Origin of the sequence: Hahella chejuensis KCTC 2396, assembly GCF_000012985.1 — a bacterium.
GTDB lineage: Bacteria > Pseudomonadota > Gammaproteobacteria > Pseudomonadales > Oleiphilaceae > Hahella > Hahella chejuensis.
The window spans coordinates 5649640-5675214 of sequence record NC_007645.1 but is presented as its reverse complement, the minus strand read 5'-3'; the positions used below and the strand labels follow the sequence as shown (position 1 = coordinate 5675214).

The window sequence follows — 25575 nt, the reverse complement described above, 5'->3', positions numbered from 1 at the left end:
TTAGTTGTTGAAATTACCGCCCCATTCAAAAATCTTCGCGATCGGATTCTTAGCTGTGAAGTTTTCGTTATTTTCAAACAACCCGTCGTCCTGTCCGCAGTTTTGAATGGCTCTGCGGCTGCTCTCGCTTTCATTCGCTTTGTACTTCGTCGTGAATATCTGCATAAAGCTATCCTGGTGATTGGGGTCGCTTGATCCGAAGATGACTTCAGGAACCTTTTGCAGCCAATGCACCTGAGCTTGCTCCGGCGTCATTGAGTGAGACTGGAAGTATGGATTGTTCATCGGGCTGCCCATATCCCAGGTCGGGTAGGGGTGATAGGAGTACCTTGAGTTATTGGGCAACGTATCGGCGAATGGAATCACCAGGGAGCCGAACTGCGTGATATCCCAGAAAGTGCTGGCTCCGTCCAGGAAGCTGTGATTTCCCGCCTGCGCGTAAGCCTCGTGGGTTCCCAGTGCGAGATAGACGCCGACGTGGTGCTGTCCGGTCTGAGTCGCCGCGTCAAAGCCCACTTCCGTCAGTGATGGTGAGCCAGAGTTCAGGTTGGCGTTGTAGAAGGTCAGCCGCCCATCATTCGCTGCGAACCGCTCGCCGCCTGCGTGCGCAGAGAAATAGTACTCAGCTGGAAGATATTGCCCGCCCTGATTGGTCAACTTGACGGAAACGTGCACCCAGTCCGCAAAATGATTGCCTGCGATGACGCTGCCTGGATTGGTGGCGGAGGTGTCATTGTAGCCTGCGAACAGGAAATATCTGATCCAGACTTCTCCGCTTTGGGTTTCGAAGTAGGTGGCGTACGTAGGCGCAGCCTGAGGCGCCATGGCGGAGACATTGACGTCGCTTCGATCTCCCATCCGATCTACGAAAATGCTGGGCGTTATTTTATTTTCACTGGGTCTAACTGAGTTTTGGGAACCGTTTTTGTCGTGATGACGTTTATCCACCCATGCGCGCAGGTTGTAATAAGCGCCTTCAGCGCGGCCAAACTTCACGTCCGCGGATAAATACTGCTGAAAGGGCTTTGGATAATAATCCTCAGAACCATGCAGTATCCAGATCGGCAGGTTATCGTGAATCAGCGCCTGACGTTGCGCCAGGGGAAGTTGCGATACTCTCGCCACCGGCAGATGTTGTGCGAGATAGTCGGCCTTGTCGCTGTTTAGCTCCTGATACTGTTGATCGGTGGAGAGCTGCTCAATTCTTGTTTTCTCTCCGTAGCCCACTCTGTTTAACAGGGACAAATATGTTTCCCCACGTGCGATGAGGTCCTCGTCGCTGCGCTGTGGCAGGCTGGCGATATCGTCGGCGCTGCGACTGTACAGCTCCACGATCAAGGTATTGCGCTTGTCGCCTTCGGACATGTCATCCAGATATGGGTAGGTGCGCCATCCCGCTTTCAGGAGAAAGTCGGACAAGGAAGAAGAGCAAGGCTTGTAGCTGATCGACTGTGTTGCGCCTCCCGGCGTGACGCAGACGTAGCTGGCGGCGCCGGCGGCCGTCATTGCGGAGCCTGCGCCAAATTGGGCCTGGCAGGCCAAGTGCAGGGCGTTATTGCCCGATACATGGTTGAACTGACCGGTCACGCCGTTCCAACAGGCTTGCGATTCTCTGTTTTCCCGCAGTCGCAATAACGTGCTGTGGCTGTAGTCGCCGGAGATCCATACTTCGTTATTGCTGTTTACCGTCAACTTGCTGTTGGGATAATTAAACGAGTTAAGCGTTTGGTCAGAACCAAAGCAGAATGTCGCATCGTCTTTGAATAGGTCTGAATTATCGTTCTCTGCGATGCGCAGCCTTGATCCAGTGTGGCGGATAAAGTGTTTAGGATAGTTTTTTGACTCAAACGAGTAGCAGTTGCTCTCCTCCGCCAAGCCTGCTCTCAAGACAAACGTGGCGTCCTGAATATCCAATTCGCTGGCGCCGACCGGCAAAGGATTTTGCCACAGCCAATAACCACTGTGCCTGAAAACGTTCTGGTTGGTGATATCCACCAGTTTCACTTCATCGCCTAACTCCGCCGCCATCGATCCCGAAGCGATAGTGGCGCCGACAATAAGCAGGCTAATGTTCCGTATTAGTTGCAACTTCGTGTTCTCCATTGTGGATTGTTTTGAGAAGATCAGTCGTATCTATAACTGATCTTCTTTTTTGAGTGAGAGGGTGTTTATGCGCTAAAGCGGAACGTCAGTCTCTCCATCAGCATTTCTGCCCCAGCATTGGACTGTGTTTTCAGACGTTACGCCGCAGGTGTGTCGCATGCCCGCATGAATTTCCGCGAACCTCTGGTTTGGCGGCGTTGCCTGGCCGTGTTCATTTAAGCCCCAGCAATTGATGGAGCCGTCGGCGCGAAGTGCGCATGCGTGTCCCCAACCCATGGTGACGTCGACGAAGTTTCCGGCTGGGGCGTTAGTCTGGCCGTAATTGTTCTGCCCCCAGCATTTGACTATCCCTTCAAAGCTTACTGCGCAGTTCTGAGAGTAGTTTGTACTGAGCTTGGAGAACTTACCGGCAGGTGGCGTTGCGGAACCGCTTGAGTTGCTTCCCCAGCACTGAATAGAGTCATCTAACATAATGGCGCAACTATGATAAGAGCCCAGTTTTAGCTGCTTCACCTTGGTTTTCTGCGGCGGCAGGTAACTTAGTCTTCCCCAGCAAACAGTCTCGTTATCGTTATTAATGCCGCAAGTCGCGTAGTCGCCGCCTGTAATTTGTTTATAAGCGTCCTGAGTAGGCTGAGTTTGGCCGTTACCGTTATACCCCCAGCATTGCACTTCGTTATTTAACTTAATTCCGCAAGAGTGAAAGTTACCGACGGTCACCTGCTTGAAGCGCTCTGAAGGCGCATCCGCTCCGCCGAATGAGTTGCTTCCCCAGCACACAACAGAGTTGTCGTCTTTTAACTGGCAACTGTGGTAGTGCTTGGCGGCTACTTTTTCAGGCGCTTCATTTTTAAGTAAACCTATAAGTGCAAGGCCTTTAAAAATGAGTTCTTTCACCTGATTTTTGTAACATTTTTGAGTGCAGCCAGGGTTAGTTGTGTTGGTGTTGATGCTGACCTTATCCATGGTGGCCTGGGATATCTGAAATGAAGCTCCAGCATTGATTTCCAGTACTCCGAATGAGTCGCCGTCAAGACCGCAGCCCAGCTTGAAACCGTATCTCTGGTTGTAGTTTTGATTTAACTCGCTCAGGGATTCATTGATGTAGGCGTCATATTCACTCGTGTTCCCTGTCCAGCATACATTGACAGGTTTGCGAGACGTTCGAGGAAGGTTGGTCTCACCCGGGCCAAGCAGAAAACCCGTTAAGTCGCCTGCGTTAATTCTCCCTTTTCCTTTGGTGGCTTCCCAAAAGTTATGGAGTCTTTCAACTGCGCTATCACCCAGTTGATCGGCGAATATGCCGTCATCCCCGGGATGAGTGAACCAGCTTACCTGAGTGCTGACTTCTTCCCATTCTGATTGAGTCAGTGGGCTGGTGGTGGCGACGATATGAATGGACCTGAACGATGTATTGGCGCTTGATCCTGTAAATCCATTGACGTTGCTGAACGCCAACTCTTCAATGTCCTCGACAGAGTAAACGTGCTTGTCGGCCTTGAAGGTGATGGCGTCGGCGCCAACAGAGACATCACGGGGATTTCTGTAGACATTGAGAGGCGCGATGGCGGTTTTTTCCGATATGCCCATCATGTAAAGCTCAAGTTCAGAGTAAGGAATGGCGTTAGTTCCCCACTGGGTGTTTATGCTGGAGCCGGCATAGCGATATACGCCTGATGAGAATGTGAGTTTGTCCGGGTCGAAACCGCCAACTGCGCCATTAGCGTCTGAGAGTCCCCAGTGCCCGCCTACGGATTTGCCTTGCAGATCGTTGGCTTCAACTATGCGGTTAGACCAAGTATGTCCGATTTCATGGAGGCTGGCGCCATAAGCGATGTTGCTGCGATTAGGGTAAAAAATAGTTGCGAGTTGAGAGTTCGAATCGCCAAGCCGATGGTAGTTGGTCTGATTGGCCCCATCACTTACATTTCGATCCAGGTTTCTGATTACATTGATAAAGTGAAAACGGTCTTGAAAGCACTCGTAGACTTTATTGTTGATATCTGAAAGCACCGCGCCTCTCGCGTCTTTGGAAGCCAGAGCGCTAAACTCGGAGGCGCTGATTTGAAGGGAAACCACATTATCTGGAAGGTTGTGATCCTTGGAGAACTGAAAGTCGCTGGCGCAATGGGTCAAGCCGAATACATCGGGGCTGATAAGCGCCGGAAGCGAGAGGGTCAATGCCTTGATCAAAGTTTTATTATTCATGATATATGCCCTATTTCCATATTGAATAATTTCCTGTCGGATGTCCTATCCCCTTCGCTTATTTCACGTACGCCAATCGCTGCATGAAGGCGAAGGTGAAACTATTCTCGTTGACATGCGCCGGCGTGATAATCCTACAGTTGTAGGATGCATTGACGCTGGGATGTATGCCGGGTTTTCCGGGCGCGAAAGGCGTCGTGTTCAACGCTTGTCGGTGAGTGTCGCCGAGGCGTATACACGCGCCGTCGGCGTTGCTTGCGGACGGCAGCGCGCATAGGAATGGTGGTTTACTTGGTGAACATGCTGAAAATGGAAGTGAAGCAGCTGATGACGACCAGCCAGCCGAGAACCTGCATCCAAATCGGGCGGGGCGGCTTTTCAACATCGGATTGTCTGTCCAGCGCCAGACCTTTGAAACCGTGTATTTCGTACATCACCATGTTGATCTCCTGAGGCTCGAAGTGTTGAGAGAGTTCGAGCTCCGAGTCAGTCCAGTGGAAGACATGATTCAAGTATTGAATCACATCCCTGGTGATCGGCTTTTTGGAAATGGCGTTCCAGTCGCCGACATCGAGCTTCGATACGACGAAGGCAAACATGTCGTAGCGCACAATGTCGCGGACTTCGAAGTCTTCAATCGCGTCGACGCTCAAGGCCGCCCGCCATTGCGCCGTATCTTTGCGCGCCTGTGGGTCATCGAAAACCGCCGCCACACGCTCCATGATAAAGTGCGCCTCACGGTAGGGGTCGAACTCCGGTTCGGCTTCCTGGGCTGGCGACATTGGCGATGGCTGCGCTGAGGCCGTATGTAAATTATCTGAGGTGACGGTGGTGTAGGATAGCTCCGGCGCCTCCACTGTCGTTTGTCGAAGGATGTCGGCGCGGCGCTCGTCTGCGTCACTCGCCGCCATATCCGGTGTCGCTCGCAAGTCCGCTGCGCCGCTTTCAGCATAATAGAGCGCATAGTCATAGGCTTCGCGCAGTTGCTGAAATTTATCCGGCTCCTGCGAAACGTCTATCTGTTTGAGCAGCTTTGCGTAGGCGCGCTTGATGCTTTTCTTGTCCTGTGTGGCTTCTATGCCCAGAACCGCCCAGCAGTTCATAACGGGTTAACCTCTTCTTCGATGCGGGTGAGGATGTTTTCCAGTTGCTCGCGGGCCTCTTCCGCATGCTTATGGTCCTGAGTGTCGAGCGCGCGTTCAAATTGCCTCACCAAGTCCGCGACGGTGTGGCGCAAGTCGCCCAGAGACTCTTCGTACAAACGCTCCGCGCGCGCCAGCAGGGCGATATTCTGCGCCTGATCCCGTGGATGGACTTTCAACGCAGCTAGTTTTTCCAGGCTGGCCTCTATTTCTTTCTCCGACATTTGTCCGGGCGAGTTTTCAATGACGGCTCGATATTCTTCCCCTGTAGACATCACCTTCACCAGGACTTCCAGAATGCCGTTTACGTCGTAAGTGAATCTGACCTGCACCGCCTCTTCGCCCGCTTTTTTAGGCGGAACTTTCACCATCAGGTTACCGAGTAGAATGTTGTTCTTAACAAGGCGGCTTTCCCCCTGATAAATCTCAACTTCCAACTGGGTCTGCTTATCCTGCAGCGTATTGACGACTTCCATACGGCTGATAGGCACCACTGAGTTGCGCTCGATGATGGGCAGAAAGTGGCCGTTCTCATATTGACCGCGCTCCACCGCCATAGAGATGCTGATGCCCAGGGTGTAGGGCGCTACGTCCGTCAGCACCACATCGTCCAGCGCCTGATGCTTGTTCTTCAGCGCAGCCTGGACGGCGGCGCCATGACAGACCACTTCATCAGGATTCAGATGACTGAGGGGGAAGCGGCGTAAAATACGCGACACCAGACTGCGGATCACCGGCATGCGGGTGGCGCCGCCCACCAGAATCACCTCGTTGATGTCGGAAGGCGTCAACTTGGAATCGCGCAGGGCGCGCTCGATAGGCTTTCTCAATCGATGCAGCAGCGGCGCCGCCAGATCTTCGAACTGAGCGCGCGTAATCCGGTAACTCAATTCTTTGCCGTTGATCTGAATGACGGCGTCGGCGGCTTCCTCGCGGGTTAGCCGGTGCTTGATGCGGTCCATGGCGGACTCAATGCGATTAACCTCCTGGCCGCTCAGCTTCTTGATATTGAGGTTATGCGTCTTACAGAAGTCGTTGACCAGCATTTCCGAAAAGTCATCGCCGCCCAGATAGTTGTCCCCGGCGGAGGCGTGCACTTCCATGACGCCGTCGAAAAACTCCAGAACGGATACGTCAAAAGTGCCGCCGCCAAGGTCGATGATCAGATAATGGCAGTCTTCCGCGCGGTCATGCAGACCGTAGGCGACGGCGGCCGCTGTCGGTTCGTTGATCAGGCGCTCTACTTTCAGGCCGGCCAGTTCAGCCGCGCGCTTGGTGGCGGAGCGCTGGTTGTCGTTAAAGTAGGCGGGAACGCTGATGACGGCTTCAGTGACGGGAGCGTTCAAATAGGCTTCCGCGTCTTCTTTAAGTTGTTTTAACACCAGCGCGGAGAGCTCTTCCGGACGGAAGCTTTGTTTACCCAGGGTGTAGGCGGCGTTGGTTCCCATTCTGCGTTTGAAAGAGGCGACGCTCAAATCCGGGTGAGTGACCAGGCGGTCTTTCGCAGCCTGGCCGACGATGACGGCGCCGTCGGCGTCGAGGCTGACTGCTGAAGGCGTCAGGCGTGCGCCCAGTCGGTTAGGGATGATTTCCACGCCTTGCTCGCCCCAATGAGCGATAAGACTGTTGGTGGTGCCAAGATCTATTCCAATTAGACTCATGCTGCTCTGAAAACCTCTATTCGCGCGCAAGAATGAAAAGACAGCTATTTTACGGATCATTCTCTGAACAGGAAGCAGTAAATAACGTTATGTCGCACAAAACCGGCAAGTCACCAGTAGCTGCGCCATCAGGCTGTGACTAAACCAACGTTTACCCATAACGCGGGATGTCCATGCATGGGGCGCAGTCGTAGACTGGAAATCAGGGGAAGCCTGAAAGCGATTTCCAGTTGACTGCGAAACGGAGAGGCTGCTCCGCTGGTTTAGCGTTGTGTGATCGAGATACAGTTGTGCGGCGCTCTCCGTATGCGACAGGGAGGCCCGGCGTTGGCAGGGACAGGTTGAATCGCTTCTTTTCCCGCTGAGTCCATTGCATTTGGCAGGAGCGGCCGGGATGACGCTGAGCGTGCGAATCAATCGAATATTGCTGGCCGAGGAGAGCCCGACTTTATGCGCCAGGCTGCGGCGTACTCTGGTGCAAATGGCGCCTCATGCGGATATACACACCACCGCATCGGTAGAGCAAACCCGCCGGGAAATACTGGAGTGGCGCCCGGTACTGGCGGTGATCGACTTCGTTCTTGAAGGCGGTAACATTGTCCCGCTGCTTGGCGATGCGGAGCTGATTCCCGCCGCGCCTTTTGTCCTGGGCATCGCCCCCGACGCCTCCCGCGCCGATACCGTGCAGGCAATGCGCTGTGGCTTTTCTTACGTTATCGATAAACCTTTTGATCTGGGTACATTTGAGCAAGCTGTGCTGCAGACGGTTTCCTCTCCTATGTCATTGGCTTCCAGCATCAACAGAATCGTCAGCCCGCTGTTATACAGCGATGATGATGAGCTGGACCTGAAAAAACTTACCGCAGAAATTGAGACGCTGATATTTAAGATGGCGATCGCCATCACCGGCTCCAAGAAGGGGTTGGGGCGTCTTTTGGGGATTTCCCGCCAGTTAGTCCAATACCACCTGAAAAAGCTTTGATAGGGTCTTGGCGAACGGCCTCAATCACTAAGGGGGCGCCAAAATCTTTGCACTTTTCATGGTTTGTACGTGAGTTATTATCACCTTTGAGGGCGTTCATGCCCTCTGCTAGTAACACCCACCTCATTTCTCTAAAAGGAGATTGGAAATGAAGAAATTACTCCTACATTCAGGTGCGGGTCTGTTGCTCCTTCCATTGCTCGCCGCATTGATGCTGGCGGCCAGCGCGCAGGCGACGACGTTAATCTACAAAGACTTTAATTCGTTGGTCGCTGAGGCTCAGGGCATTGTGGTTGGAACCGTGAAGGAAGTGGTATCGCAACGGGCTGAGGACCGGCAGTTGTACACCTATGTCCGCCTGGCGGACGTTGAGACCCTGGCCGGGGTCTATCACGACAATGAACTTACGCTGATGATGAGCGGCGGTTATGACGGCCGCAATGGTCTGCATGTTGAAGGCAGTCCCGAGTTCAGCGCCGGCGAGCGCGTGGTTTTGTTTGTCGAAGGCAACGGCCAGCGCATGGTGCCGCTGGTTGGTTGGGGGCAGGGCGTTTTCCGCCTGCAAAACAATGATCGCGGCGCGGCTATCGTCACCGACGATGTGGGTAATGAGGTTTATGGCGTCGGCGAAAAAGGCGAGATTCTGAAGGCGAATCGCCACGCTCAACGCGCGCAGATAGCCAGCTCCGCCCATTTGACCAATTCCAGCAGCGCTCAGGCGAAAGCCAGCGCCGGTCGTTCTGACGGCGGCGCAGCGATGTTGGCGCCGCAGGAGGCCAAAGGCGCGCCAATGAGTGCGGACCGCTTTCTTGGCATGTTGCGGCAGCAGGCGCAATCGCGCGCATTCGCTCAGGAGTTACGCTCTGTGAAAGTGGGGCAGGCGCTTGAACGTAAAGGCCGCGATGCAGGCTCAGGCGCGTCCGCCAGCAGCATGAGCGATGAATCCGCCGCCTCCGCATTGCCCCGCAGAACCCAGCAGGGGGCAAGGTCGTCCATGGACCGGGACTGATGATGCGTTAACGCGCTGACCGGTCACGAGCGGCTATTCGAAGACAGGTACGTTTAGAAGGAGGACTTTCTATGTATCGTCAAGCTATTCACAAACTTCTATCGGGGCTGAGCGACGCCCGGCTGGTCTTGCTGGCGACGCTATGCTTTGCGACGCCTTTCGCAGGAGCCTACACCTACCGCACTTGCGACGGTAATGCGATCAAATGGAACGGCAACCAGACCACGATGTATATCAGCACCACTTCATTCCCGGCGGGCAGTACTTGGGATTCGCGGCTGCAGAACGCTATGTGGCACTGGAATAACGTAAAAGGCTCCCGGTTTTTGTATTACGTCAACCGTGATACGGATGGCAGCCATAACGATAATAACGGGCGTAATGAAGTCTATCTTGATAACAGTCTTGGCGGCGGCGTCCTGGCGGTGACGGTGACTCGCTACCACTGCTACTGGCTGTTTGGTTATCAGTACGGCATTGATGAGACTGACATTGGGTTCAATAACAACATCAGTTGGAACCTGGGCAGCCTGAATTATTCCAACCTGGGGTCGCCATACAGCTTTGAAAGCGTCGCCCTGCATGAGTTAGGGCACGCCCTGGGGCTCCTGCATGAAAACCGCTGGATGGCCACCATGAACTCCTATTACCCGAACAGCGGCCCGCTCGGCCACTATAAGGAATGGGACCCCTTGGCGGACGATCGTCTTGGATCGAGGGTGATCTATCCCGACAGCACCACAGAAACCGACATCGCCGGCTCGGCATTTAAACGCACCGGCACAGGCACATCCGGACTGGTGTCCAGCCCCACATATGCTTATCGCGGTACCAACGTCACTATCCAGTTCACGTTCAGCAATCAAAGTACGGCGACCAAGTCGTTTGATATCAGCTTCTATCTTTCCACCAATGATTACATCAGCACAGGAGACACTTATCTAGGCTCCAACTACGGCGCCTGGGGCTCCGAGGGCTTCACCGGCACATTCAGCCGTACGTTGTATATCCCCACCACGGTGGCGCCGGGAACCTACTGGCTCGGGTTTATCGTCGATCCGAATAATGCGATATCCGAAGCGGTTGAAAGCAATAACTATATGGAGATGCCCAGAAGCATCACGATCTACTGACTATGAAAAACCACGTATCCCTGGCTCCCGGGACGGACCTTGCGAGGTCCGTCTCTCGTTATTCGACGTATCCGTCACAGATTTTCGTTTGTAAAAATTACAAACCGACAACGCGATAAGCGCTCAAGAGTTGGCGGTATCCGCCTTAGGTCGGGAGGTGGAGTTTCGTTTCTGGGACTTGTCTTCCTTTTCCTCATCTACCTCTACCTCTTCCTTTTTCTCTTCATGGCGTGGCGGGCCGGAGTGGTCCACTGGCGTGAAAGAGGGCGGATCGCTGGCCGGGAAGGACTGATCCGATAATTCATCGACGGCGTCGATCTCTTCCTTTTTTTCTTTACTTGCAGTGGCGTTCGCTTCGTTATCCTTCGATTGCTTACTCATAGCGTTTCTCCATCTGTCATAGGTGAGAACGATGATCGATTAAGTTGCTACAAGCTTTATGCCAGGATGAAAATTCAGGCGGGAAGATCTGTCAGCGCGTAGCGCTTGCGCAGTGCCTGCAGGCCACCGGGCGTAAACCGGATGACCCGTGAATCCAGATCTTTCCGGGCCCAGCCCCGGTTGAGAATATCCTGTAAAACCCATTGCCCAAGTGAGCCCGCCAGGTGATGTCGACGTTCGCTCCAGTCCAAACAGTTTTTACATACTGGTCTACGCAGCTTCTCCAGGCCGCCGACATCCGCGCCCAGTGAGTTAAACAGATTGCGACCGCTTGGCGACAGGAGCAGTTGCTGATCCTGCTCGATCAATACGCCATTGCTTTTGAGGCCGTCGAGCAGGCGGACGCCAGTCTCTCCCGCCAAGTGGTCGTAACAGACGCGGGCATATCGCAGTGCTGGATCTTTCGGCCCGGTAAGAGTGCGACTGTGCTCCACCGTAGCGGAAACGTTCAGCAGCGTTTCCAGGAATTCGGCGATTTCGCGGCTGCGTAACTGGAAGTATTTATGACGCCCTTGCTTCTGCGCGATCACCAAATGGGCGTCTGTCAGCTTTTTCAGGTGACTGCTGGCGGTGGCCGCGGTGATGTCTGCTTCAGCGGCCAATTCCGTCGCCGTCAGGGCTTTACCTCCCAGCAAGGCGATGAGCATGTTGGCGCGGGCGGCCTCGCCTAGCAGCGCTGCGACCTTTGTTATATCAGGAACACTAGCTATATCAGGAGCTTGGGATATTCTGGGGGCTTGACTGAAATAAGGGTCGTTCGACATAGCGGATCACTGACAGTTAGATGAGCGTCGAAGCATGGCTTTCTGGTGTGGTTAGACTGCCGGAAAACCTAAAGAGAGACAACGACGATGAACCTGATCTGCTTTATTGAATACAACATCGATCCTTTCCAGTTGGACGCATTCAGAACCTATGCGGAAAATTGGGGGCGTATTATTCCGGAGTGCGGCGGGGAACTGATCGGTTATTTCCTTCCCCACGAGGGGACCAACTATGTCGCCTACGGGCTTATTGGCTTCGACAGTCTGGCCGCCTATGAAGCCTACCGCACCCGACTGAAAAGCGATCCCGCCGGACGGGACAACTTTCAGTTCGCACAGCGACATAAGTTTATCCTGCAGGAGCGTCGCACGTTTCTCACTGCAGCGCCGGATACCCTATTGAAGTTGAGCGCTGGGGCGCGGGAAAAGGTGAGTTGAATGGTTGTGGTTATCTTCGAGTTGGAGCCCAAGCCGGACAGAAAAGCCCAGTATTTGCGCCTCGCCGCAGACCTCAAGCCGCTGCTGGAGACGATCGAAGGCTTTATTTCCATTGAGCGTTTTCAAAGCCTGAGCCAGCCGGAAAAACTGTTGTCCCTGTCTTTCTGGCGGGATGAAGAGGCGGTGAAAGTCTGGCGCAATCAGGTGGAGCACCGCATGGCGCAGCAGTGCGGTCGGGTGGATGTATTCTCTGATTATCGACTGCGGGTCGCTGCGGTGGTCAGAGATTACGGCATGACAGAGCGGACGCAGGCGCCGGAGGACAGCCGCGCTGTCCACCCGGGTTGATAGAGACGGCTTACCGGTGAGACGCCATCAGGCCCACGCCCATCGCCATGAGGGCTCCACCCAGGGCGCGACCGATATGGCGTCCGCCTGCCCGCAATTTTTCCAACACGCGCTGGTGCGTAATGCCGATTGCCAGGATCGAGAACCACAGTCCGTGCGCCAGGCTGATGATCAGTCCATAGAGTAGCTGCACCGCCAATGAGGTGTCCGGGTTCACTACCTGGGTAAAAATACTCAGGTAGAAAAGGGTGGTTTTGGGATTCGTGGCGTTGGTGATGAAACCCTGGCGGAAATACGCCCAGTCTGATTTTGCGCTGTTCGAAAGCTCATGCTGTTGTGGGATTTCCAGGCGGCTTTTCCAGGTTTTCCAACCGATATAAACCAGATAAAGCCCGCCCATCCACTTCACCGCCGTAAACACCCATACCGAACTCGCCATCAAGACGACCAGTCCGGCGAGGGTATAGGCGGTATGCACCCAGGTGGCGCTGGCGACGCCGAGCGCCGCCAACAGGCCGGCGCGACGGGAGTAGAACAGGCTGTTGCGGGTGACCATGGCGAAGTCCGCGCCGGGGCTGATCGCCATAAAAATGGCGATCATGCTGACCTGAATCAGTTCGGCGGAGAGCAAATCATTGCTCATGGCTCAGCCCTCCAGTATTTTGGCGACGCCGCCGATCCAGAGACGATGCGGCAAGCCGTCAGTGACTTCCAGTTCGGCCTCTATCAGGCTGGGGGAGCGAGGCGTCATCAAGCGGCCCTGTTCAATGAGGTAATGCTCGCTCTTATGGCCCAGAACTTCATACAGATATATCGAAGCGCAGCCGGCGCCCATTCCGGTAGCTGATTCCTCATCAATCCCATAATAAGGGGCGAACATGCGAGCGCTGATGGTGCGGCCGCTCACTTCCGTTTCCGGGCTGATAACATAAAAACCGATAACGCCGAGCGCTTCGCTTAAGGTGGCGATGCTCTCCCTATCAGGTCTGAGACTGCGCAGATTCCCCATAGTCGGCAATGCGATCACCAGAAACGAGACGCCGACATTGGCTACATGGGGCGTCGCCAGTGCGTTTACCTGCTCTGCCTCCAGTCCTAGAGCATGGGCTGCCGCCGCCTGTTGCTCTGCCGTAATAGGCGTGACATGCCGACGGATCTGTTCCAGATAAGCTTTGTCGCCTTCGATGCGGATATGGCGAGGCCCGTCTATGGTCTCTTTGCTATGCGCCCCCTGGCCGACTTTGCCTTGTTGCGCGAGGACGGAAAAAGCCGCCACCGTGGCGTGTCCGCAGTGGGGGATACGCTTGGTGGGAGTGAAAAAGTCCAGCTTCACTGTGGCGATATCAGAGTGTGATACGAATGCGGTTTCCGGATAACCCGCTATGCTGGCTAGGCGTTGCATTTCCGCTTCCGCCATGCCGTCCGCTTGCAGCACGACGCCGGCGGGATTGCCGCCAACGCCGTTATCGACGAAGGAACTTATTAATTTGACTGAATGATTCATCGGTTCGCCTCCGCTATACAAAAAATAGGATTAATAAAAAGTTTGCGCTCTACGGAGCGGTTTTGAGAGGATTATGGGACGAGCCGATAGCGTTATCGAACGATATACTTATTAGCAAGGCTTATAAATAAATGGCGACATACTGATCAAATCCCGGAGCCTGACACGATGGACAAGCAACTTCTCGCTGACCTGCTGTATCTGGAGGCGATTGCGGAGCAGCAAAGCTTCACCGCCGCCGCTTCCGCCATGGGCGTCAGCCAGAGCGCCATCAGTCAGAGCATCAAGCGTATGGAGACTCAGCTTGGCTTTCCTCTGTTGGAGAGAACCACCCGTCGCATGCGATTTACGCCCCAGGGCGAGCGCCTGCTGCTTGGCGTGCGTAAAGCCCTGGGCGAGATCAAAGGCGCGCTGGACCAGATCCATAGCGAGCGGGAAGAGGGCGTGCTGCGAGTGGAGACTTTCGCCACCTTCGGGATGTACTGGCTATTACCTCGCTTGCCGGAATTTCACAAACTGCATCCCGGCATCCGCGTGTACCTGAATACGGAAGAGAGCATTCGTCCCGCCGGATCAAGCGATGCGGATGTGATGCTGCGTTTCGCGTCAGCGCCGCCAAGCGGGTTTTACAGTCAGGCGCTGGGAACGGAACAGATTTTCCCGGTCTGCAGCCCGCTGTTATTTCAGCAGTATCCCGATTTAAGCGGGGCTCAGATGCTGCAGCAGGCCACTTTGCTGGCCACCGCCAATGACGGCTCCGATAACTGCATGAAAAGCTGGGAGCAATGGTCGCAGCGTGCAGGCGTCAATGTCAGCAAAGATATTATTTATTTCAGCCGGACTGAACTGGTGCTGCAAGCCGCCCAGGCGGGCCAGGGCGTGGCGCTCGGCCGCACCTACATCGTCGCCGACGCCATCGCCAACGGCAGCCTCATCGCCCTGGACGCAGACCCAATCCCCGCCCCCTTCACCTACTACTTCGCCACCCCCTATGAACGGGCGGACTGGCCGAAAGTGAAGAAGTTTCGGGATTGGCTAATGGGGATGTTGGTGGCATAAATAACGCAAAATCACAATCAGCGACCTCAATACCAATAATAGAGGATGTGAATGCTCAAAAAACTATTCGAATCAGATGTGCCCCTGTTCATAATCATCCTATTGCTTGGCGTGCATATTCTCCCCTTAGCATGGGCATGCAGGGTCGCCTGGGGGGCGGAGGACGCAAGCTATATACTTGCCGTCGCAGGTTCTAAATTCCTGGCGGGGGTCGTTATTCTTCCCGCATGCCTTGTGCTGGTCGGGCTGTTTCTCAAGGGGCTCGACCGGGAGTTTAAACTCGGCAATATGTATTTTCTGGGAGTATTTATGACGGCGGCGACTAAATTGAATGGCTCTTTGTAGTTGAGGTAGAAGGAGCGGCTGATGGAAATGCTCCCATGTCCAGAATGTGGCGCGAACATCGAAGTAAGGTGGTGGAAAGTCATGTCATTCCATTGTCCAGCTTGTCGTGCGCACCTTCGAATAGAAGATAAGGTGGTTGATCCTCATCAGTACAATAAACGCAAAATGGCGTTGCTGATATATTTCGTGACCATTCCCTGGATCAATCTGGCTGCTGAGAAATATATAAGTAAGGCCTACTTACTCATAATCTCTTTCGGAATTATTTTGTTTGTATTTTGGCGGATGGGGCCGGATAAAAGTGTCTCTGGGAAGGAGATAAAGTATGTCGAAAACACTGAGACGTCTGTAAAACCTTGGGTTTTTGCTGTAGCTGTAATAGGTTTTATCGTCTTTATACTTATCATGCTGTTATTACCCTGGCTAAAATAGCTTAGGTATCAGTCTGCTCAAGTATCTATGCGGTTCTCAGTGTCAAAGGAGAGCGATTGTCGAAAAGTTTCAACAAGGAGATCGTACCTCATGTGCGGCAGATTCAACGCCACCGCCTCCGCTGAAATTGTTGCGGCGATGGAAAGTTTTGGTTTTGACGCCACCGGGCTGCGTAAACGCTGGTTTGGCGATATGTTTAATATTGCGCCGACGGAAGCGGTGATGGTGGCGATTCAGGAAGGTGGCAAGCGCTATTTACGGGAGATGCGCTGGTGGTTGACGCCGCATTGGGCGTCGGAAATTTCCAATAAGTTCAGCATGTTCAACGCCAGGGCGGAGACACTGGAGAAAAGTCGGGCGTTCAGCGGACCATTCAAATATCGACGCGGCGTGATTCCTGCGTCGGGATTTATCGAGTGGCGAACAGAGAAGGGCGTTAAGCAGCCCTACTATCTAAAACCCGCCTCGGGGAACTGCTATTTCGCCGCGCTTTGGGATGTCTGGTTGAAAGAAGAGCACTATCTGGAGACCTGCGCCATTATCACTACCGAAGCCAGCGACTCCATCCGCTGGCTCCATGACAGAATGCCGGCGTTGTTATCGCCGGATCAGTTCGACGCCTGGATCGATCCTGCGACGCCATTGAGTGAAGTCCGCGCGATGCTGGTTCCGCGCGATTTGAGCGACTGGGAAATCATACCCATTAATTCTTCAATCGGCGCCGCCGCCAACAAAAGCAGCGACGCCATCCAGCCGATCAACACAACCGTCAGAGATGAAAAGCTGAATCAGTTCGAGCAGGCGGAGCTGTTCTGATGTGATTAGCCGGAGGCGGCTCAACATATTTCCATCATATCGACAGGCTCCCGCACATTGGTGATAACCTGTGAACTGCCGTTCCAGTGAAACAAATACTTGGTGTTATCGCCTTGATGCTGGTAACGCTCTCCAAATCCACCGTAGTTAAAGCGGGTTTCCTTCTGTCCCTGCGCGTTGACGATCATAGTCGCCGGGCGGGCGGTGACGTCCGCTATAACCCCGTGCTCCTGTTTTAGCGAATAATGAAACGCCGCCGCGAAGCTATTGGCGGGATCGAAGTTTGGCTGGGTGGCGTTGCCGGCGGCGTAACAGACGGTCAGACTGATTTTCTTGATTTGCTTCAGCCCGGGCGCGGCTTTATTGGCGATGAAAGTCGCCAGCGCCTTGCCGTATTTCCCTGCGCAGGACACGCCGTTCAAGTCGCCGTGTCCGACGATCTGGATGCGTGAATTCTCCGTCAGTGCGCCCAAGCCGGCGCTATTGATGACGACGTGGGTTTTGCTCGCCACGTCATACTCCACCAGCTCCGATTTGTCGGGGTGTTTCCGATAGAGATTTCTCCCAAAAGACCGCAGGTTATCCTTGGGCTCAGTTAACAACACAATAATCAGCTGCTTATCGTAGTTCATCCTTATCCTCTCCTTTGTTTGACGCCCGGTTTTTGCGCTATGACTGCGTTGCTCAGGCTAATATCCCAAGCGGAAATTAGATAGTTAAGCTTATTCAATGACCACTTTTGTTTGGATCAGGGAGTCGTTTGGAAGTTCAACTCTTTTAGTGCGGAGGGGCTGGGCGATTGACCATGCAGCAACGCCCACAGAGCGCGCGCAGCCACATCAGTGTGGGAAAAGAGATAGCGCTCGCCATGGGTCTGCTGCGCGAGTTGTTGTTGCTCCAGTATTTGTTTGTCCTGGAGATAGAGCATGTGAGCGAAGGGCTTGAACAGCGCAAAACGCAGGGCGGCGGGCATCCATGAGCGGGGTGCGTAGAGCCTGACGAATATTCCCGTGACCTCTGCGCTATGGGGAACAAAATAAAGTGCGGAGCGAAACAACAGACGACCGTTCTTGAGATAGTCCAATTCCACCAGACCGGGAAGTTTGAAGCGTGCGACGTTCTGATCCACCCCGGGGTCGAACAGCCGGTTGATCCAGCCATTCTGCTTTTGCGTCAGCTTGTAATGGGTATCAAAACCATCGGCGCTGACCGTCTGCTCGATCTGCATTTGCTGAGGCCCCTGACTGCGCAGTAAGCCTTGATGGATATAAGGGGTATGACAGGGGTCGAGAAAATTCTCAATGGTATGAAACAGGCTGCAGTGGATGCGGCGATAAGCCTGGGTCCAGACATAGCCGGGCAGCTCGGAAAAGCCGACCAGAGATTCGGCTGACGCAGGTTTCAAGCTGCCCCATATCAATCCGTCCCGCTCCTGCAGAGCATAGCTTTGCAGTGTCGCGCGCGCGCCGCACTCTGCTGCGCCAGGGGTGTGGCGCAGGCGTCCCGTCGCGTCGAATTCCCAACCATGATAGCGGCAGGCCAGACGATTATTGCAGATGTTTCCCTGCGACAACGGGATCAAACGATGGGGGCAACGGTCCTGAAATGCGCAGGCCATGCCTTCCAGTCGCGCCAGGACCAACGCTTCACCCAGCAAACTCGCCGCTATCGGCTTGTTCCGCAACTTCGCCGCAGGCAGCAAAGGGAACCAGCCGTCAGTGACGCCGGAATAAGGAAAACCCTCAGGCGCGCTCATAACTCGAACTTCTCCAGAATGGGGCGATAGAGCTTCTCCGTCAGCAGAGACAAGCCGCGCCAAACTGCGCGCTGATAAGGCCCAAGATGAGCGACGTAGACATAACTGTATTCGATCGCCGCCTCAGCCCCTCGCAGTTTTTTGAAGCCCGGCGCGCCGGAGCTGAGATTGAGTTCCAGATTATTATCCATGGCGTAGCGGATCACGAACGCCATGAGACGCCGATATAACGCCATTTTGGCGGGCGAACGGGTGTCATAGCCGACAACGGGCGCAGTCAGGGTTTGGTCGACGCCGAACAGGCCCGCCACGCCTAACAGTTCATTCTGGTGAAACAGGCCGAACAGCTTCAGCAAACCGCTGCGACTGAATACGCTCAGATAGTTGGCGCTAAAACGCACATTATGGAGGCTGTACTTTTCCAGATAGAGCTGATTGTAAAGCTGCTCCGCTCGCGCCATCTGGGTATCGTCATCCGGGTCCAACTCTTTGAACGACCAGTTCGGTTGACGCAGCAAACGATCGTCTGCGCGGGCGTTGTTGCGGTTCCACCAGTGTTCGCGATCAAGAAACAAATACACCTGACGACTAATGATCGGCAGCCAGTCGTCCTGACGCGCTTGCGCGATGATGTCAGGGTGCTGTCGGGCATTTAGCGAGCGTAACATCAGCGCGTGTTGGGGAAAGCGACGCAGGGCCTGCTCGCGTAGTGCGGATAGGTTCAGCTCGCGCCAGTTGGCGCTGTAAAAATTAGTGGAGAGACATTGATTGTTGAGCACCTGCAGCCGGTCCAGTCGCGCCAGCCTGAACGGCCACTCCAGCAAATGCGTGAGGCCGAAGCAGAAATAACGTAACAGCGCGGATTCCACTTTCGGCAGCTCGTCGCGGGCGTAATAGATAATCTGCGTCAGTGGCGAAACCACATAGCAATTCTGCGGGTGATAGTCGTTGACGCTGGCGGGCGCCACCACGCCGTTCTGTTCGTAGGCGATAATATCCGTAGTGAGATTGCGGATCAGTCCGGGTTGCTGCATCAGCTCGACAAAGCGGCGATGCAGCTCATTGGCCTCTAGCATGGGGCGTCCTGCGCGGGATCTGCGTCGACGTTGGCGTCAGGGCCATCCCATTCAATGTCGAAAGTGCTGGCGTCGGTTAATGGACGCCTAAAACGGGCGGAGCGATAAAACATCTCCGTCAGCGCCAGCCATTGCGCACGTTGCAACAACGGTGTCTGTTCATCAGCGAGGGCGTCCTGGGCGCGGCGGTAGTCATGCAGCAAACGACCGAACTTGCCTTGCAGCAGGGAAGACGCGCCAAAAAACAGAGGCAGCGTGGCGCCGATGCGAAATGGTTGAGCTGGACCCGGTGTGTGTGCAAATCGTCCCTGCTCATCAATGCGCAGGGTTTGTCGCAATAAATGCAGTCCACTGGTGGCGCGCGGGTTGCACTCCAGCACGAAGAGCTGCCCGGCCTCCTCAATAAAGTCAAACGCGGCCTGTCCGTGATACCCTGTGTTGTGGCCGAACTGGCGGGCGAATTCTTCCAGACGTGGGTCCGTATAGGGCTCAAAGTAACTGGCGGCGGCCTGATTAAAGCAGTATTCCGGCAGATAAGCCTGATGCGCGATCAGCTTGCCCTGATCGAAAAGCGCGTAGTTGCAGATGGCCTGACCGACAATTTTGCGCTGCTGCACCCAGGGGCGGGCGGCGCTGATCTGTGAGGGCGTAAGCGCCGCCTGATGCGGAATGCGGATCACCTGACGGCCGAAGCGGGAGTACACCGGTTTTAAAATAGTATCGGGATTATTTTCGATTTCATCAGGACTGCAACGCAGGTAGGTTTCCGGCGCTTGCACTTCGCCAAGCCCATGCATGATCGACAGACTGTCCAGCTTGCTGTGCAGGCGGAACAACAGCTCCGTTTCCGGCATGAACCAATGAGCGTCAGCCTGTACATGGGGACGCGCCTGGGCCAGATAAAAAATCTCTTCGCAGGTAGGGATCAGCAGATCGACCTTGTGTTCCCGCAGCAGACGCTCCAACGCGCGGGCGTAAGCGCTCAGGTCGCCTTTGGGCGGCGGCAGACGCAAATAGCCCTGCACCCCTTGCAGGTAACGTCCCAAAGGCCAGCGCAGGTTATCCGCGAGCCAGACCTGATGACCGGATTTTATCGCGATGCGGGCCCAATCCAGCGCGACGGGGGCGCGGGCGCCAGTGATCAGGACGACCATAAATTGACTACCCTGCGTTGCTTCTGTGAGGGCGTCCATTGTGGACGCGGACTGTGCTCAAAACTGAGCGCTTCGATCACGCCCAACTTTGCCAGCGCGGCGCGTATGGCGTGCTCGATCTCGCCGTGGCGGCGGTCGCTTTCTATGCGTAAGCGCGCCGCCTCAATCTGGCTGATGCGGTAATCCAAGGGCTCCGGGCTGGCCAGCGCGGCGGCGCGATATAATAAATCGGGTAAAACCGTCACCGTGGAAGTCGCCCCCGGCAGTTGCAGTACATCGCCTGTACGGCCGCCGATGCTGCGGATGGCGCGAAACACGCCGGGCTCATCGCCAGCTTCAATCACATCATCCAACAGGTAGCGGATGATGGGCTGCGTGCGGCGGCGGAAATCGGTAATGATTGGTGAAAAGTGCGTCTTCTCCGGATTCAGCCAGCGCGGCTCGATATGCACGAAATCCTCGTTCCAGCGCAGTACGCCGTCCTGTTGCGTGCAGGCGAGGAAGCCTTCCGTACATTGGTAAATCTCTTTGATCGGACAGGCGAACCGTTGTTGCAGCAGTCCTCTGTCGGAAGGCGTGAGCACTTCCGCGCCGGAGATAATCAATTCCGGCTGCAGCCTGTCGCCATACTGCGCACATAGCTGCAACGCCTGGGCGCTGCCCACCAGCAGGGTGGGCCGAAACGCTTCCAGCGCCGCCAGCCATTGCTCCTGCGGTTGCGTCAGATCGGCATAGTGGAACTGGATGCGGCCCCGGCCGACGGTCTGATACAGCGGACTGTCCGCCCGTAACAGCAAGGCGATGCGATGGCGTCCCAGCAGGCTTGGCAAGAGTTTGGCGAAGATGACGCCGGCCCATTCCAAACGCTCTGCACGGGAAGCCAGAAACAGTCCGCGCCGGCCGGATGTTCCAGAAGACAGTCCCACAGTGACGTCGCCCAGTTGCGACCGGCTGAAGTCCCGACTTTGCTCCGCTTCAAGCGCGATATCGAACAGATGGTCCCGTTGCAAGCTGCGTGTATTCAGCTGATCAAAGTTGTCCATCATCAGCCCTTTGGACATGATGGGAAAATCCTGCAGTGGTTTGCCTAAATACCCCTGATAGAACGGCGCATGGCGGCACACCCAGTCCAAATGGCGGCGCAGTCGTCGCGACTGCCAGGACTCCAGCTGCTCTCGGGACTGAAAGCGTCGATAGCGGCTGGCGATAAAGTGGCGGAGTATGATGAGTTTTTCCATCTGCGCGCCTTTAACTGATCCAGCCTTGTTGTATCAGCGGGCCAAGCGTGTCCTGGCAATGGGACGGCGCGAATATGACTTTGTCCGCCATATCGCGATAGCAGCGACGCAATTTTTGCAGCGTGTCGCGATAGGCCTTGCGGTCGTCGCAGATGATGTTCGCCAGCCAATGCTGATCTACGCCATCGCGAAGGTTGTCCACCAGCCAGCAGGCGTCCGCGAGCAGAAACAGGAACTTGTCCTGCAAACGAACGAGTAATCCCATCTGGCCGGCGGCATGGCCGGGCAGGGCGACCAGATACAGCGTCTGATCGCCGAACAGATCGCGGGCGCCCAACCCGAGAGGTCGCGTCGGCATGTCCAGAATATCGCCCAGATCCAACGGAAAACTCTCTGTGAATGACAGGCGCGCTTCCGCCTGGGCGGGAAGTAAATCTCTCAAATAGCCTTTGCGTAATCGACGCAGTCGTCCGGTTTGCGTCAAAAAGCGATGGCCGGCGGGATGGCAGTGCAGGGTAGCCTTTTCAAAGTCGCAGACGCCGGCGATGTGGTCGGCGTGAAAGTGGGACAGCACCACATGCCTGACCTGATCGGCAGTAATATTTTGAATCGCCAGCTGCTCTTTCAGGCTCTCGCCGTGTTGCAGTGAACAGGGCGTCGCCAGGGCGTAGAATCGCTCAGGATACTGCTGGGTGCATTGGGAAAAGCGCTGGTGATAGCCGGTGTCAAACAGCAGTGCGCCTTCCTGGGGGTGCTCCACCAAGGCGACGCCGGCGGGAAATTTGCGCGGCGCCAAGCCCAGTCCCGGTTTCACCATAAAGCCGGGGTGGACGCAATGGCCGGCCTCAAACAGCCTGACTCTGACGCCAGTGGACATAGCGCTCAATTCCTTCAGCAATGGATACGGCGGGCGCATAGCCAAGCTGGGTCCGCGCTTTGGAAATATCCAGGGTTTGATGATAGTGAAACAGTCCCGCGCTGTAGCGGGTCAACTTGGGTTCTGGCCGCCCAGGCAGATGGGCGCGCAGCCACTCCGCGCCGGCGATCACCGGCGCCAACGCCCCATAAGGCAGCGTTTTGATAGGCGTGGGACGGCCCATGGCGATGAATAGCTGGGTCAGCACATCCAGCAGGCGCACTGGCTCGCCGTTGCTGATGTTGAAGACGGCGCCGCGTTCGACCGGCTGCTGCAACGCCAGCATCGCGGCGTCGGCCACGTTGTCTACATAGGTAAGGTCTATTTCTGGATTTCGGCCGGAAGGCAGCCAGAGAACGCCTTTGCGCACAGCGCCGATAATCCGCGGCAGGATAGCGTTGTCATGGGGGCCGAATATGCCCCGTGGACGCAGGATGACAGTATGCAGCGGACTGGCGGTAACAAGATGCTCCGCACGGGCTTTGGTGGCGGCGTAGTCATTACAGAAACGAGGACCAAGAGGCTGGGTTTCCGGAATATTCAGGGCGTCGCGGAACTGAAAATACAGACTGGGGGTGGAGATGTGCACGAACTTCCGCACGCCGTTGGCCTCCGCCGCCGCCAGGATATTAATGGTTCCGTCGACATTCGCTGTTTCGAACTCCTCGCGCGCTCCCCAGGGGCTCGATAACGCCGCGCAGTGGATCACTGCGTCCACGCCTTTGCAGGCTTCATGCAGAAGCGCCTGCTGTTGCAGGGCCGCAGGGAAAAATATAGCGCCAGTCTCCGAGGCGATGCGCGCTCCCAGAGTTTGATTCCGGCCCATAAAACGGATGTCGAAACGGCCCTGATAGTTGCGCACGATAGACTGGCCTAACATGCCGGTGCCGCCGGTCACCAGAATCTTCACAGGCTCAGCACTCCCAGCCCCAGCGACAGGCCCGCCGCCGAGCCGAACAACATCACCTGCTCACCGCGGGCGACGCGTTTGTTGCGCAGCAGATGGTCCAAGGCGATAGGTAGAGACGCAGCGACCTGGTTGCCCATGGTCGCAAACAGGTTGACTACCTTGTCGTTATCCAAACCAAGCCGGTGAACTAAATGCGCCAGTCCGGCGTGGCTGGCCTGGTGCGGTACGATATGGGCGATGTCGGAGAGCGTGAGCTGTGCTTTTCCCAGGCCGTGGCGGATGAAGTCCGGCGCGAGTTTGGAAACCATTTTGTAGAGCGCTTTGCCGTGCATTTCGAAGTAGCTGCCCTCGGCGACAGCCTCCATGGGGTTGCGGGTGGGATGCAAGCCGCTGCCGCCAGCGCGAATCTGGCATAGGGAATATCCCTCTGGGTAAGTCTGAAACAGACTGGTTAGCAACCCTGCGCTGTTCTTGGAGGCTTCCAGTACAAAGGCGGCGGCGCCGTCTGCGAACAGGGTGGCGGTTTCAGGTTTGACGTCCTGGACGCCGATTTTGGCCACTTCGCTGGAGACGATCATCACTCGTCGATAGCGGCCGCTGGCGATGGCGCAATGACTGAACTCCAGCGCCGCCAGAAACGACAGGCAACTGGCGTTGACGTCCATCGTGGCTAAAGGCTCAGCAATCTGCAGTTCAGCGAGGATGCCCGCGGCGTTGTAAGGAAGGGCCTGATGCGGGGTGCCGCTGGCGCAAACCAGTAAGTCGATATCCGCCCATTGTAATTCGGCCCTGTCCAGGGCCGCCCTGGCGGCTTCCGCTCCCATAAACAGCGCGGTTTCGCTCGGGGAGGCGTAATGACGGTAATCCACGCCGTAGCGTCTACGGCAGGTTCCAGGCTCCAGGCTTAAACGTTGATCCAGTTCTTCCGCTGAAACCTTGCCCTGAGGGAGATAACAGGCGCTGGACCGTATAACAAATGACATCTTAAATCTCGTGCAAAGTGTTTTGAGAAACCACGTACAAACACCTTTCTACCGAATCCGGTATTCCGCGTCAGTGTACCCTTTGTCTTTAAACTCCTGTTTCGGTGGCGACCACCCGCCATGCTTGGCCGATAAGTCCTCATCCATACTTGATTTTTGCGAAACTGTCGAGAAATTAAGCGATATTGACGTTGAAGATGTTGCGCCAAAACTCCTGCGCCGCAAGCCTGAATGAGGTCCAATCCCACGCCGGCCGGCAAGTTTCAGACATTATGACAGAGTGTGGCCCGGGCGGGCATATTAGTGGAAAACCGAGGGGGCCGAAACAGCAAAATTACAGTGAAAGTGTTAGGGATTGTTGAGATGACGAAGGAGTTGGGGAGGCGTTGAGACCAGCGCTGGTTGGCGGCCGGTCTGTTGAGGAGCCTTGGGAGGGTTACTCGTTGAAGTAATCTTTCATTTCCTCGTCGATTTCCTGGCGCAGACTCATCAGCTTCAGAGCGTAGTCGCGTAGCTTGACGTCCTTCTTGGTTTTCGGCTCCCAAGTGGGCACTCTCACCGGTTTGCCGTCACGATCAATGGCGACGAAGATCATGATGCAGTGCGTGGCTTTCTTGCGCTCCTGCTCGATGGGGTCGCGGCAATAAACGTCGATAGCGAGGTGCATGCTGCTCTGGCCGGTATAAATCACCTTGGCTTGCACTTCCACCAGCATGCCGATATGGATGGGACAAATAAAACGAATGCCGCCCACATAAGCCGTCACGCAGTAACGTCCGCTCCATCCCGCCGCACAGGCGTAGCCGGCGAGGTCAATCCATTTCATCACCACGCCGCCGTGCACTTTGCCCCCGAAGTTGACGTCAGTGGGCTCTGCGAGAAACTGCAGCGTCAGTTGTCGTTTATCCGTCGTTTGCGATGACATGGCTTTACCCTTGTTAACTGCTCAAAAACGTCAGGCAATGCTCTAAGTATCCGTAGTAGTCGCCTGATTAAATAATAGCTGTGGAAACACTATAAAGCCCGCTAACTGTCTGGATAATTAGACATATGATCTAAGCATTAACCCTGTCGGACTAAAGGTTAAGCGAGCTGGGATGGGGGGGCGGGTTTGAGAGAGAAGAATGAAAACGGCGCATCAAGCAATGCGCCGTTTG

26 protein-coding genes are annotated in these 25575 nt (G+C 55.3%); 9 read left to right on the top strand and 17 right to left on the bottom strand.

Annotated elements, in window-relative coordinates; genetic code table 11:
• From HCH_RS32720 to HCH_RS24890, 4 genes are all read right to left on the bottom strand, one after another.
• Window positions 1-2088, bottom strand: coding sequence for an AbfB domain-containing protein (locus tag HCH_RS32720; protein WP_202945272.1), 2088 nt, complete (start codon window positions 2086-2088; stop codon window positions 1-3).
• 87 nt (window positions 2089-2175) lie between these two features.
• Window positions 2176-4311, bottom strand: coding sequence for an RCC1 domain-containing protein (locus HCH_RS24900; protein WP_011399268.1), 2136 nt, complete (start codon window positions 4309-4311; stop codon window positions 2176-2178).
• A gap of 287 nt (window positions 4312-4598) precedes the next feature.
• Window positions 4599-5414 carry a molecular chaperone DnaJ gene (locus tag HCH_RS24895; protein WP_011399267.1) on the bottom strand — a complete coding sequence of 272 codons (816 nt, stop codon included), beginning with the start codon at window positions 5412-5414 and terminating at the stop codon, window positions 4599-4601.
• Window positions 5411-7114, bottom strand: a complete 1704-nt coding sequence (locus HCH_RS24890; RefSeq protein WP_011399266.1) for a molecular chaperone HscC — start codon at window positions 7112-7114, stop codon at window positions 5411-5413. The genes HCH_RS24895 and HCH_RS24890 overlap by 4 nt, the downstream gene beginning before the upstream one ends.
• 394 nt (window positions 7115-7508) lie before the next feature.
• On the opposite strand from HCH_RS24890, the gene HCH_RS24885 reads away from it, so the two are divergent.
• From HCH_RS24885 to HCH_RS24875, 3 genes are all read left to right on the top strand, one after another.
• On the top strand, window positions 7509-8096 hold the full coding sequence (locus HCH_RS24885; RefSeq protein WP_011399264.1) for a response regulator: 588 nt from the start codon (window positions 7509-7511) through the stop codon (window positions 8094-8096).
• Window positions 8097-8244: 148 nt separating this feature from the next.
• On the top strand, window positions 8245-9105 hold the full coding sequence (locus tag HCH_RS24880; protein ID WP_011399263.1) for a hypothetical protein: 861 nt from the start codon (window positions 8245-8247) through the stop codon (window positions 9103-9105).
• A 71-nt stretch (window positions 9106-9176) separates the two neighbouring features.
• Window positions 9177-10238: a matrixin family metalloprotease gene (locus HCH_RS24875; protein ID WP_011399262.1), complete on the top strand. Its 1062-nt coding sequence runs from the start codon at window positions 9177-9179 to the stop codon at window positions 10236-10238.
• Between the two features lie 123 nt (window positions 10239-10361).
• Here the strand turns inward: HCH_RS24875 and HCH_RS24870 are convergent, their stop codons facing one another.
• Both HCH_RS24870 and HCH_RS24865 read right to left on the bottom strand, forming a co-directional pair.
• Window positions 10362-10619, bottom strand: coding sequence for a hypothetical protein (locus tag HCH_RS24870; RefSeq protein WP_011399261.1), 258 nt, complete (start codon window positions 10617-10619; stop codon window positions 10362-10364).
• Between the two features lie 74 nt (window positions 10620-10693).
• Window positions 10694-11443, bottom strand: a complete 750-nt coding sequence (locus tag HCH_RS24865) for an ArsR/SmtB family transcription factor (protein WP_011399260.1) — start codon at window positions 11441-11443, stop codon at window positions 10694-10696.
• 87 nt (window positions 11444-11530) lie between these two features.
• Between HCH_RS24865 and HCH_RS24860 the strand changes: the two genes are divergently transcribed.
• Both HCH_RS24860 and HCH_RS24855 read left to right on the top strand, forming a co-directional pair.
• Window positions 11531-11881, top strand: a complete 351-nt coding sequence (locus HCH_RS24860; RefSeq protein ID WP_011399259.1) for an NIPSNAP family protein — start codon at window positions 11531-11533, stop codon at window positions 11879-11881.
• Window positions 11882-12229 (top strand): antibiotic biosynthesis monooxygenase family protein, encoded by a 348-nt coding sequence (locus HCH_RS24855; RefSeq protein WP_011399258.1) that lies wholly within the window; start codon window positions 11882-11884, stop codon window positions 12227-12229. It begins immediately after the preceding gene.
• Between the two features lie 10 nt (window positions 12230-12239).
• On the opposite strand, the gene HCH_RS24850 is transcribed toward HCH_RS24855, so the two are convergent.
• Both HCH_RS24850 and HCH_RS24845 read right to left on the bottom strand, forming a co-directional pair.
• The gene (locus tag HCH_RS24850; protein ID WP_011399257.1) at window positions 12240-12872 is read right to left on the bottom strand and encodes a LysE family translocator; all 633 of its coding nucleotides are present in this window, start codon (window positions 12870-12872) and stop codon (window positions 12240-12242) included.
• Window positions 12873-12875: 3 nt separating this feature from the next.
• A complete protein-coding gene (locus HCH_RS24845; protein ID WP_011399256.1) occupies window positions 12876-13733 on the bottom strand; it encodes a PhzF family phenazine biosynthesis protein in 858 nt (285 codons plus the stop codon).
• A 168-nt stretch (window positions 13734-13901) separates the two neighbouring features.
• Between HCH_RS24845 and HCH_RS24840 the strand changes: the two genes are divergently transcribed.
• The 4 genes from HCH_RS24840 to HCH_RS24825 all read left to right on the top strand — a co-directional run bounded on the left by HCH_RS24840 (window position 13902) and on the right by HCH_RS24825 (window position 16385).
• The gene (locus HCH_RS24840; protein WP_011399255.1) at window positions 13902-14792 is read left to right on the top strand and encodes a LysR substrate-binding domain-containing protein; all 891 of its coding nucleotides are present in this window, start codon (window positions 13902-13904) and stop codon (window positions 14790-14792) included.
• 51 nt (window positions 14793-14843) lie between these two features.
• A complete protein-coding gene (locus tag HCH_RS24835) occupies window positions 14844-15137 on the top strand; it encodes a hypothetical protein (RefSeq protein WP_011399254.1) in 294 nt (97 codons plus the stop codon).
• Window positions 15138-15158: 21 nt separating this feature from the next.
• On the top strand, window positions 15159-15569 hold the full coding sequence (locus HCH_RS24830) for a hypothetical protein (RefSeq protein ID WP_041598913.1): 411 nt from the start codon (window positions 15159-15161) through the stop codon (window positions 15567-15569).
• Between the two features lie 90 nt (window positions 15570-15659).
• Complete coding sequence (locus HCH_RS24825; RefSeq protein ID WP_011399253.1) at window positions 15660-16385, top strand: SOS response-associated peptidase; 726 nt, start codon at window positions 15660-15662, stop codon at window positions 16383-16385.
• 20 nt (window positions 16386-16405) lie between these two features.
• Here HCH_RS24825 and HCH_RS24820 read toward each other — a convergent pair whose 3' ends face one another.
• The 9 genes from HCH_RS24820 to HCH_RS24780 form a co-directional block, all read right to left on the bottom strand.
• Entirely contained in the window at window positions 16406-17017 is a 612-nt protein-coding gene (locus HCH_RS24820) for a C80 family cysteine peptidase (protein ID WP_011399252.1), read from the bottom strand.
• A 116-nt stretch (window positions 17018-17133) separates the two neighbouring features.
• The gene (locus HCH_RS24815) at window positions 17134-18141 is read right to left on the bottom strand and encodes a Rieske 2Fe-2S domain-containing protein (protein ID WP_011399250.1); all 1008 of its coding nucleotides are present in this window, start codon (window positions 18139-18141) and stop codon (window positions 17134-17136) included.
• A complete protein-coding gene (locus HCH_RS24810) occupies window positions 18138-19217 on the bottom strand; it encodes a GNAT family N-acetyltransferase (protein WP_011399249.1) in 1080 nt (359 codons plus the stop codon). The genes HCH_RS24815 and HCH_RS24810 overlap by 4 nt, the downstream gene beginning before the upstream one ends.
• Entirely contained in the window at window positions 19211-20371 is a 1161-nt protein-coding gene (locus HCH_RS24805; RefSeq protein WP_011399248.1) for an ATP-grasp domain-containing protein, read from the bottom strand. The genes HCH_RS24810 and HCH_RS24805 overlap by 7 nt, the downstream gene beginning before the upstream one ends.
• Window positions 20359-21609, bottom strand: a complete 1251-nt coding sequence (locus HCH_RS24800) for a F390 synthetase-related protein (protein WP_011399247.1) — start codon at window positions 21607-21609, stop codon at window positions 20359-20361. The genes HCH_RS24805 and HCH_RS24800 overlap by 13 nt, the downstream gene beginning before the upstream one ends.
• A 10-nt stretch (window positions 21610-21619) precedes the next feature.
• Entirely contained in the window at window positions 21620-22486 is an 867-nt protein-coding gene (locus tag HCH_RS24795) for an MBL fold metallo-hydrolase (RefSeq protein ID WP_011399246.1), read from the bottom strand.
• Window positions 22455-23435 carry an NAD-dependent epimerase/dehydratase family protein gene (locus HCH_RS24790; protein ID WP_011399245.1) on the bottom strand — a complete coding sequence of 327 codons (981 nt, stop codon included), beginning with the start codon at window positions 23433-23435 and terminating at the stop codon, window positions 22455-22457. The genes HCH_RS24795 and HCH_RS24790 overlap by 32 nt, the downstream gene beginning before the upstream one ends.
• Window positions 23432-24418 carry a 3-oxoacyl-[acyl-carrier-protein] synthase III C-terminal domain-containing protein gene (locus HCH_RS24785; RefSeq protein ID WP_011399244.1) on the bottom strand — a complete coding sequence of 329 codons (987 nt, stop codon included), beginning with the start codon at window positions 24416-24418 and terminating at the stop codon, window positions 23432-23434. Before HCH_RS24785 ends, HCH_RS24790 begins: the two co-directional genes overlap by 4 nt.
• Before the next feature lie 436 nt (window positions 24419-24854).
• On the bottom strand, window positions 24855-25343 hold the full coding sequence (locus HCH_RS24780) for an acyl-CoA thioesterase (RefSeq protein ID WP_011399241.1): 489 nt from the start codon (window positions 25341-25343) through the stop codon (window positions 24855-24857).
• Window positions 25344-25575 lie beyond the last annotated feature (232 nt).

Excerpts from the sequence above, each read along its gene's own strand:
- HCH_RS24840 (WP_011399255.1), top strand. The coding sequence starts at position 13,902 with ATGGACAAGCAACTTCTCGCTGACCTGCTGTATCTGGAGGCGATTGCG.
- HCH_RS24835 (WP_011399254.1), top strand. The coding sequence starts at position 14,844 with ATGCTCAAAAAACTATTCGAATCAGATGTGCCCCTGTTCATAATCATC.
- HCH_RS24825 (WP_011399253.1), top strand. The coding sequence starts at position 15,660 with ATGTGCGGCAGATTCAACGCCACCGCCTCCGCTGAAATTGTTGCGGCG.
- HCH_RS24795 (WP_011399246.1), bottom strand. The coding sequence starts at position 22,486 with ATGTCCACTGGCGTCAGAGTCAGGCTGTTTGAGGCCGGCCATTGCGTC.
- HCH_RS24800 (WP_011399247.1), bottom strand. The coding sequence starts at position 21,609 with ATGGAAAAACTCATCATACTCCGCCACTTTATCGCCAGCCGCTATCGA.
- HCH_RS24890 (WP_011399266.1), bottom strand. The coding sequence starts at position 7,114 with ATGAGTCTAATTGGAATAGATCTTGGCACCACCAACAGTCTTATCGCT.
- HCH_RS24805 (WP_011399248.1), bottom strand. The coding sequence starts at position 20,371 with ATGGTCGTCCTGATCACTGGCGCCCGCGCCCCCGTCGCGCTGGATTGG.
- HCH_RS24810 (WP_011399249.1), bottom strand. The coding sequence starts at position 19,217 with ATGCTAGAGGCCAATGAGCTGCATCGCCGCTTTGTCGAGCTGATGCAG.
- HCH_RS24830 (WP_041598913.1), top strand. The coding sequence starts at position 15,159 with ATGGAAATGCTCCCATGTCCAGAATGTGGCGCGAACATCGAAGTAAGG.
- HCH_RS24815 (WP_011399250.1), bottom strand. The coding sequence starts at position 18,141 with ATGAGCGCGCCTGAGGGTTTTCCTTATTCCGGCGTCACTGACGGCTGG.
- HCH_RS24885 (WP_011399264.1), top strand. The coding sequence starts at position 7,509 with ATGACGCTGAGCGTGCGAATCAATCGAATATTGCTGGCCGAGGAGAGC.
- HCH_RS24895 (WP_011399267.1), bottom strand. The coding sequence starts at position 5,414 with ATGAACTGCTGGGCGGTTCTGGGCATAGAAGCCACACAGGACAAGAAA.
- HCH_RS24850 (WP_011399257.1), bottom strand. The coding sequence starts at position 12,872 with ATGAGCAATGATTTGCTCTCCGCCGAACTGATTCAGGTCAGCATGATC.
- HCH_RS24860 (WP_011399259.1), top strand. The coding sequence starts at position 11,531 with ATGAACCTGATCTGCTTTATTGAATACAACATCGATCCTTTCCAGTTG.
- HCH_RS24820 (WP_011399252.1), bottom strand. The coding sequence starts at position 17,017 with ATGAACTACGATAAGCAGCTGATTATTGTGTTGTTAACTGAGCCCAAG.
- HCH_RS24870 (WP_011399261.1), bottom strand. The coding sequence starts at position 10,619 with ATGAGTAAGCAATCGAAGGATAACGAAGCGAACGCCACTGCAAGTAAA.
- HCH_RS24875 (WP_011399262.1), top strand. The coding sequence starts at position 9,177 with ATGTATCGTCAAGCTATTCACAAACTTCTATCGGGGCTGAGCGACGCC.
- HCH_RS24900 (WP_011399268.1), bottom strand. The coding sequence starts at position 4,311 with ATGAATAATAAAACTTTGATCAAGGCATTGACCCTCTCGCTTCCGGCG.
- HCH_RS24785 (WP_011399244.1), bottom strand. The coding sequence starts at position 24,418 with ATGTCATTTGTTATACGGTCCAGCGCCTGTTATCTCCCTCAGGGCAAG.
- HCH_RS24865 (WP_011399260.1), bottom strand. The coding sequence starts at position 11,443 with ATGTCGAACGACCCTTATTTCAGTCAAGCCCCCAGAATATCCCAAGCT.
- HCH_RS24855 (WP_011399258.1), top strand. The coding sequence starts at position 11,882 with ATGGTTGTGGTTATCTTCGAGTTGGAGCCCAAGCCGGACAGAAAAGCC.
- HCH_RS24845 (WP_011399256.1), bottom strand. The coding sequence starts at position 13,733 with ATGAATCATTCAGTCAAATTAATAAGTTCCTTCGTCGATAACGGCGTT.
- HCH_RS24880 (WP_011399263.1), top strand. The coding sequence starts at position 8,245 with ATGAAGAAATTACTCCTACATTCAGGTGCGGGTCTGTTGCTCCTTCCA.
- HCH_RS24780 (WP_011399241.1), bottom strand. The coding sequence starts at position 25,343 with ATGTCATCGCAAACGACGGATAAACGACAACTGACGCTGCAGTTTCTC.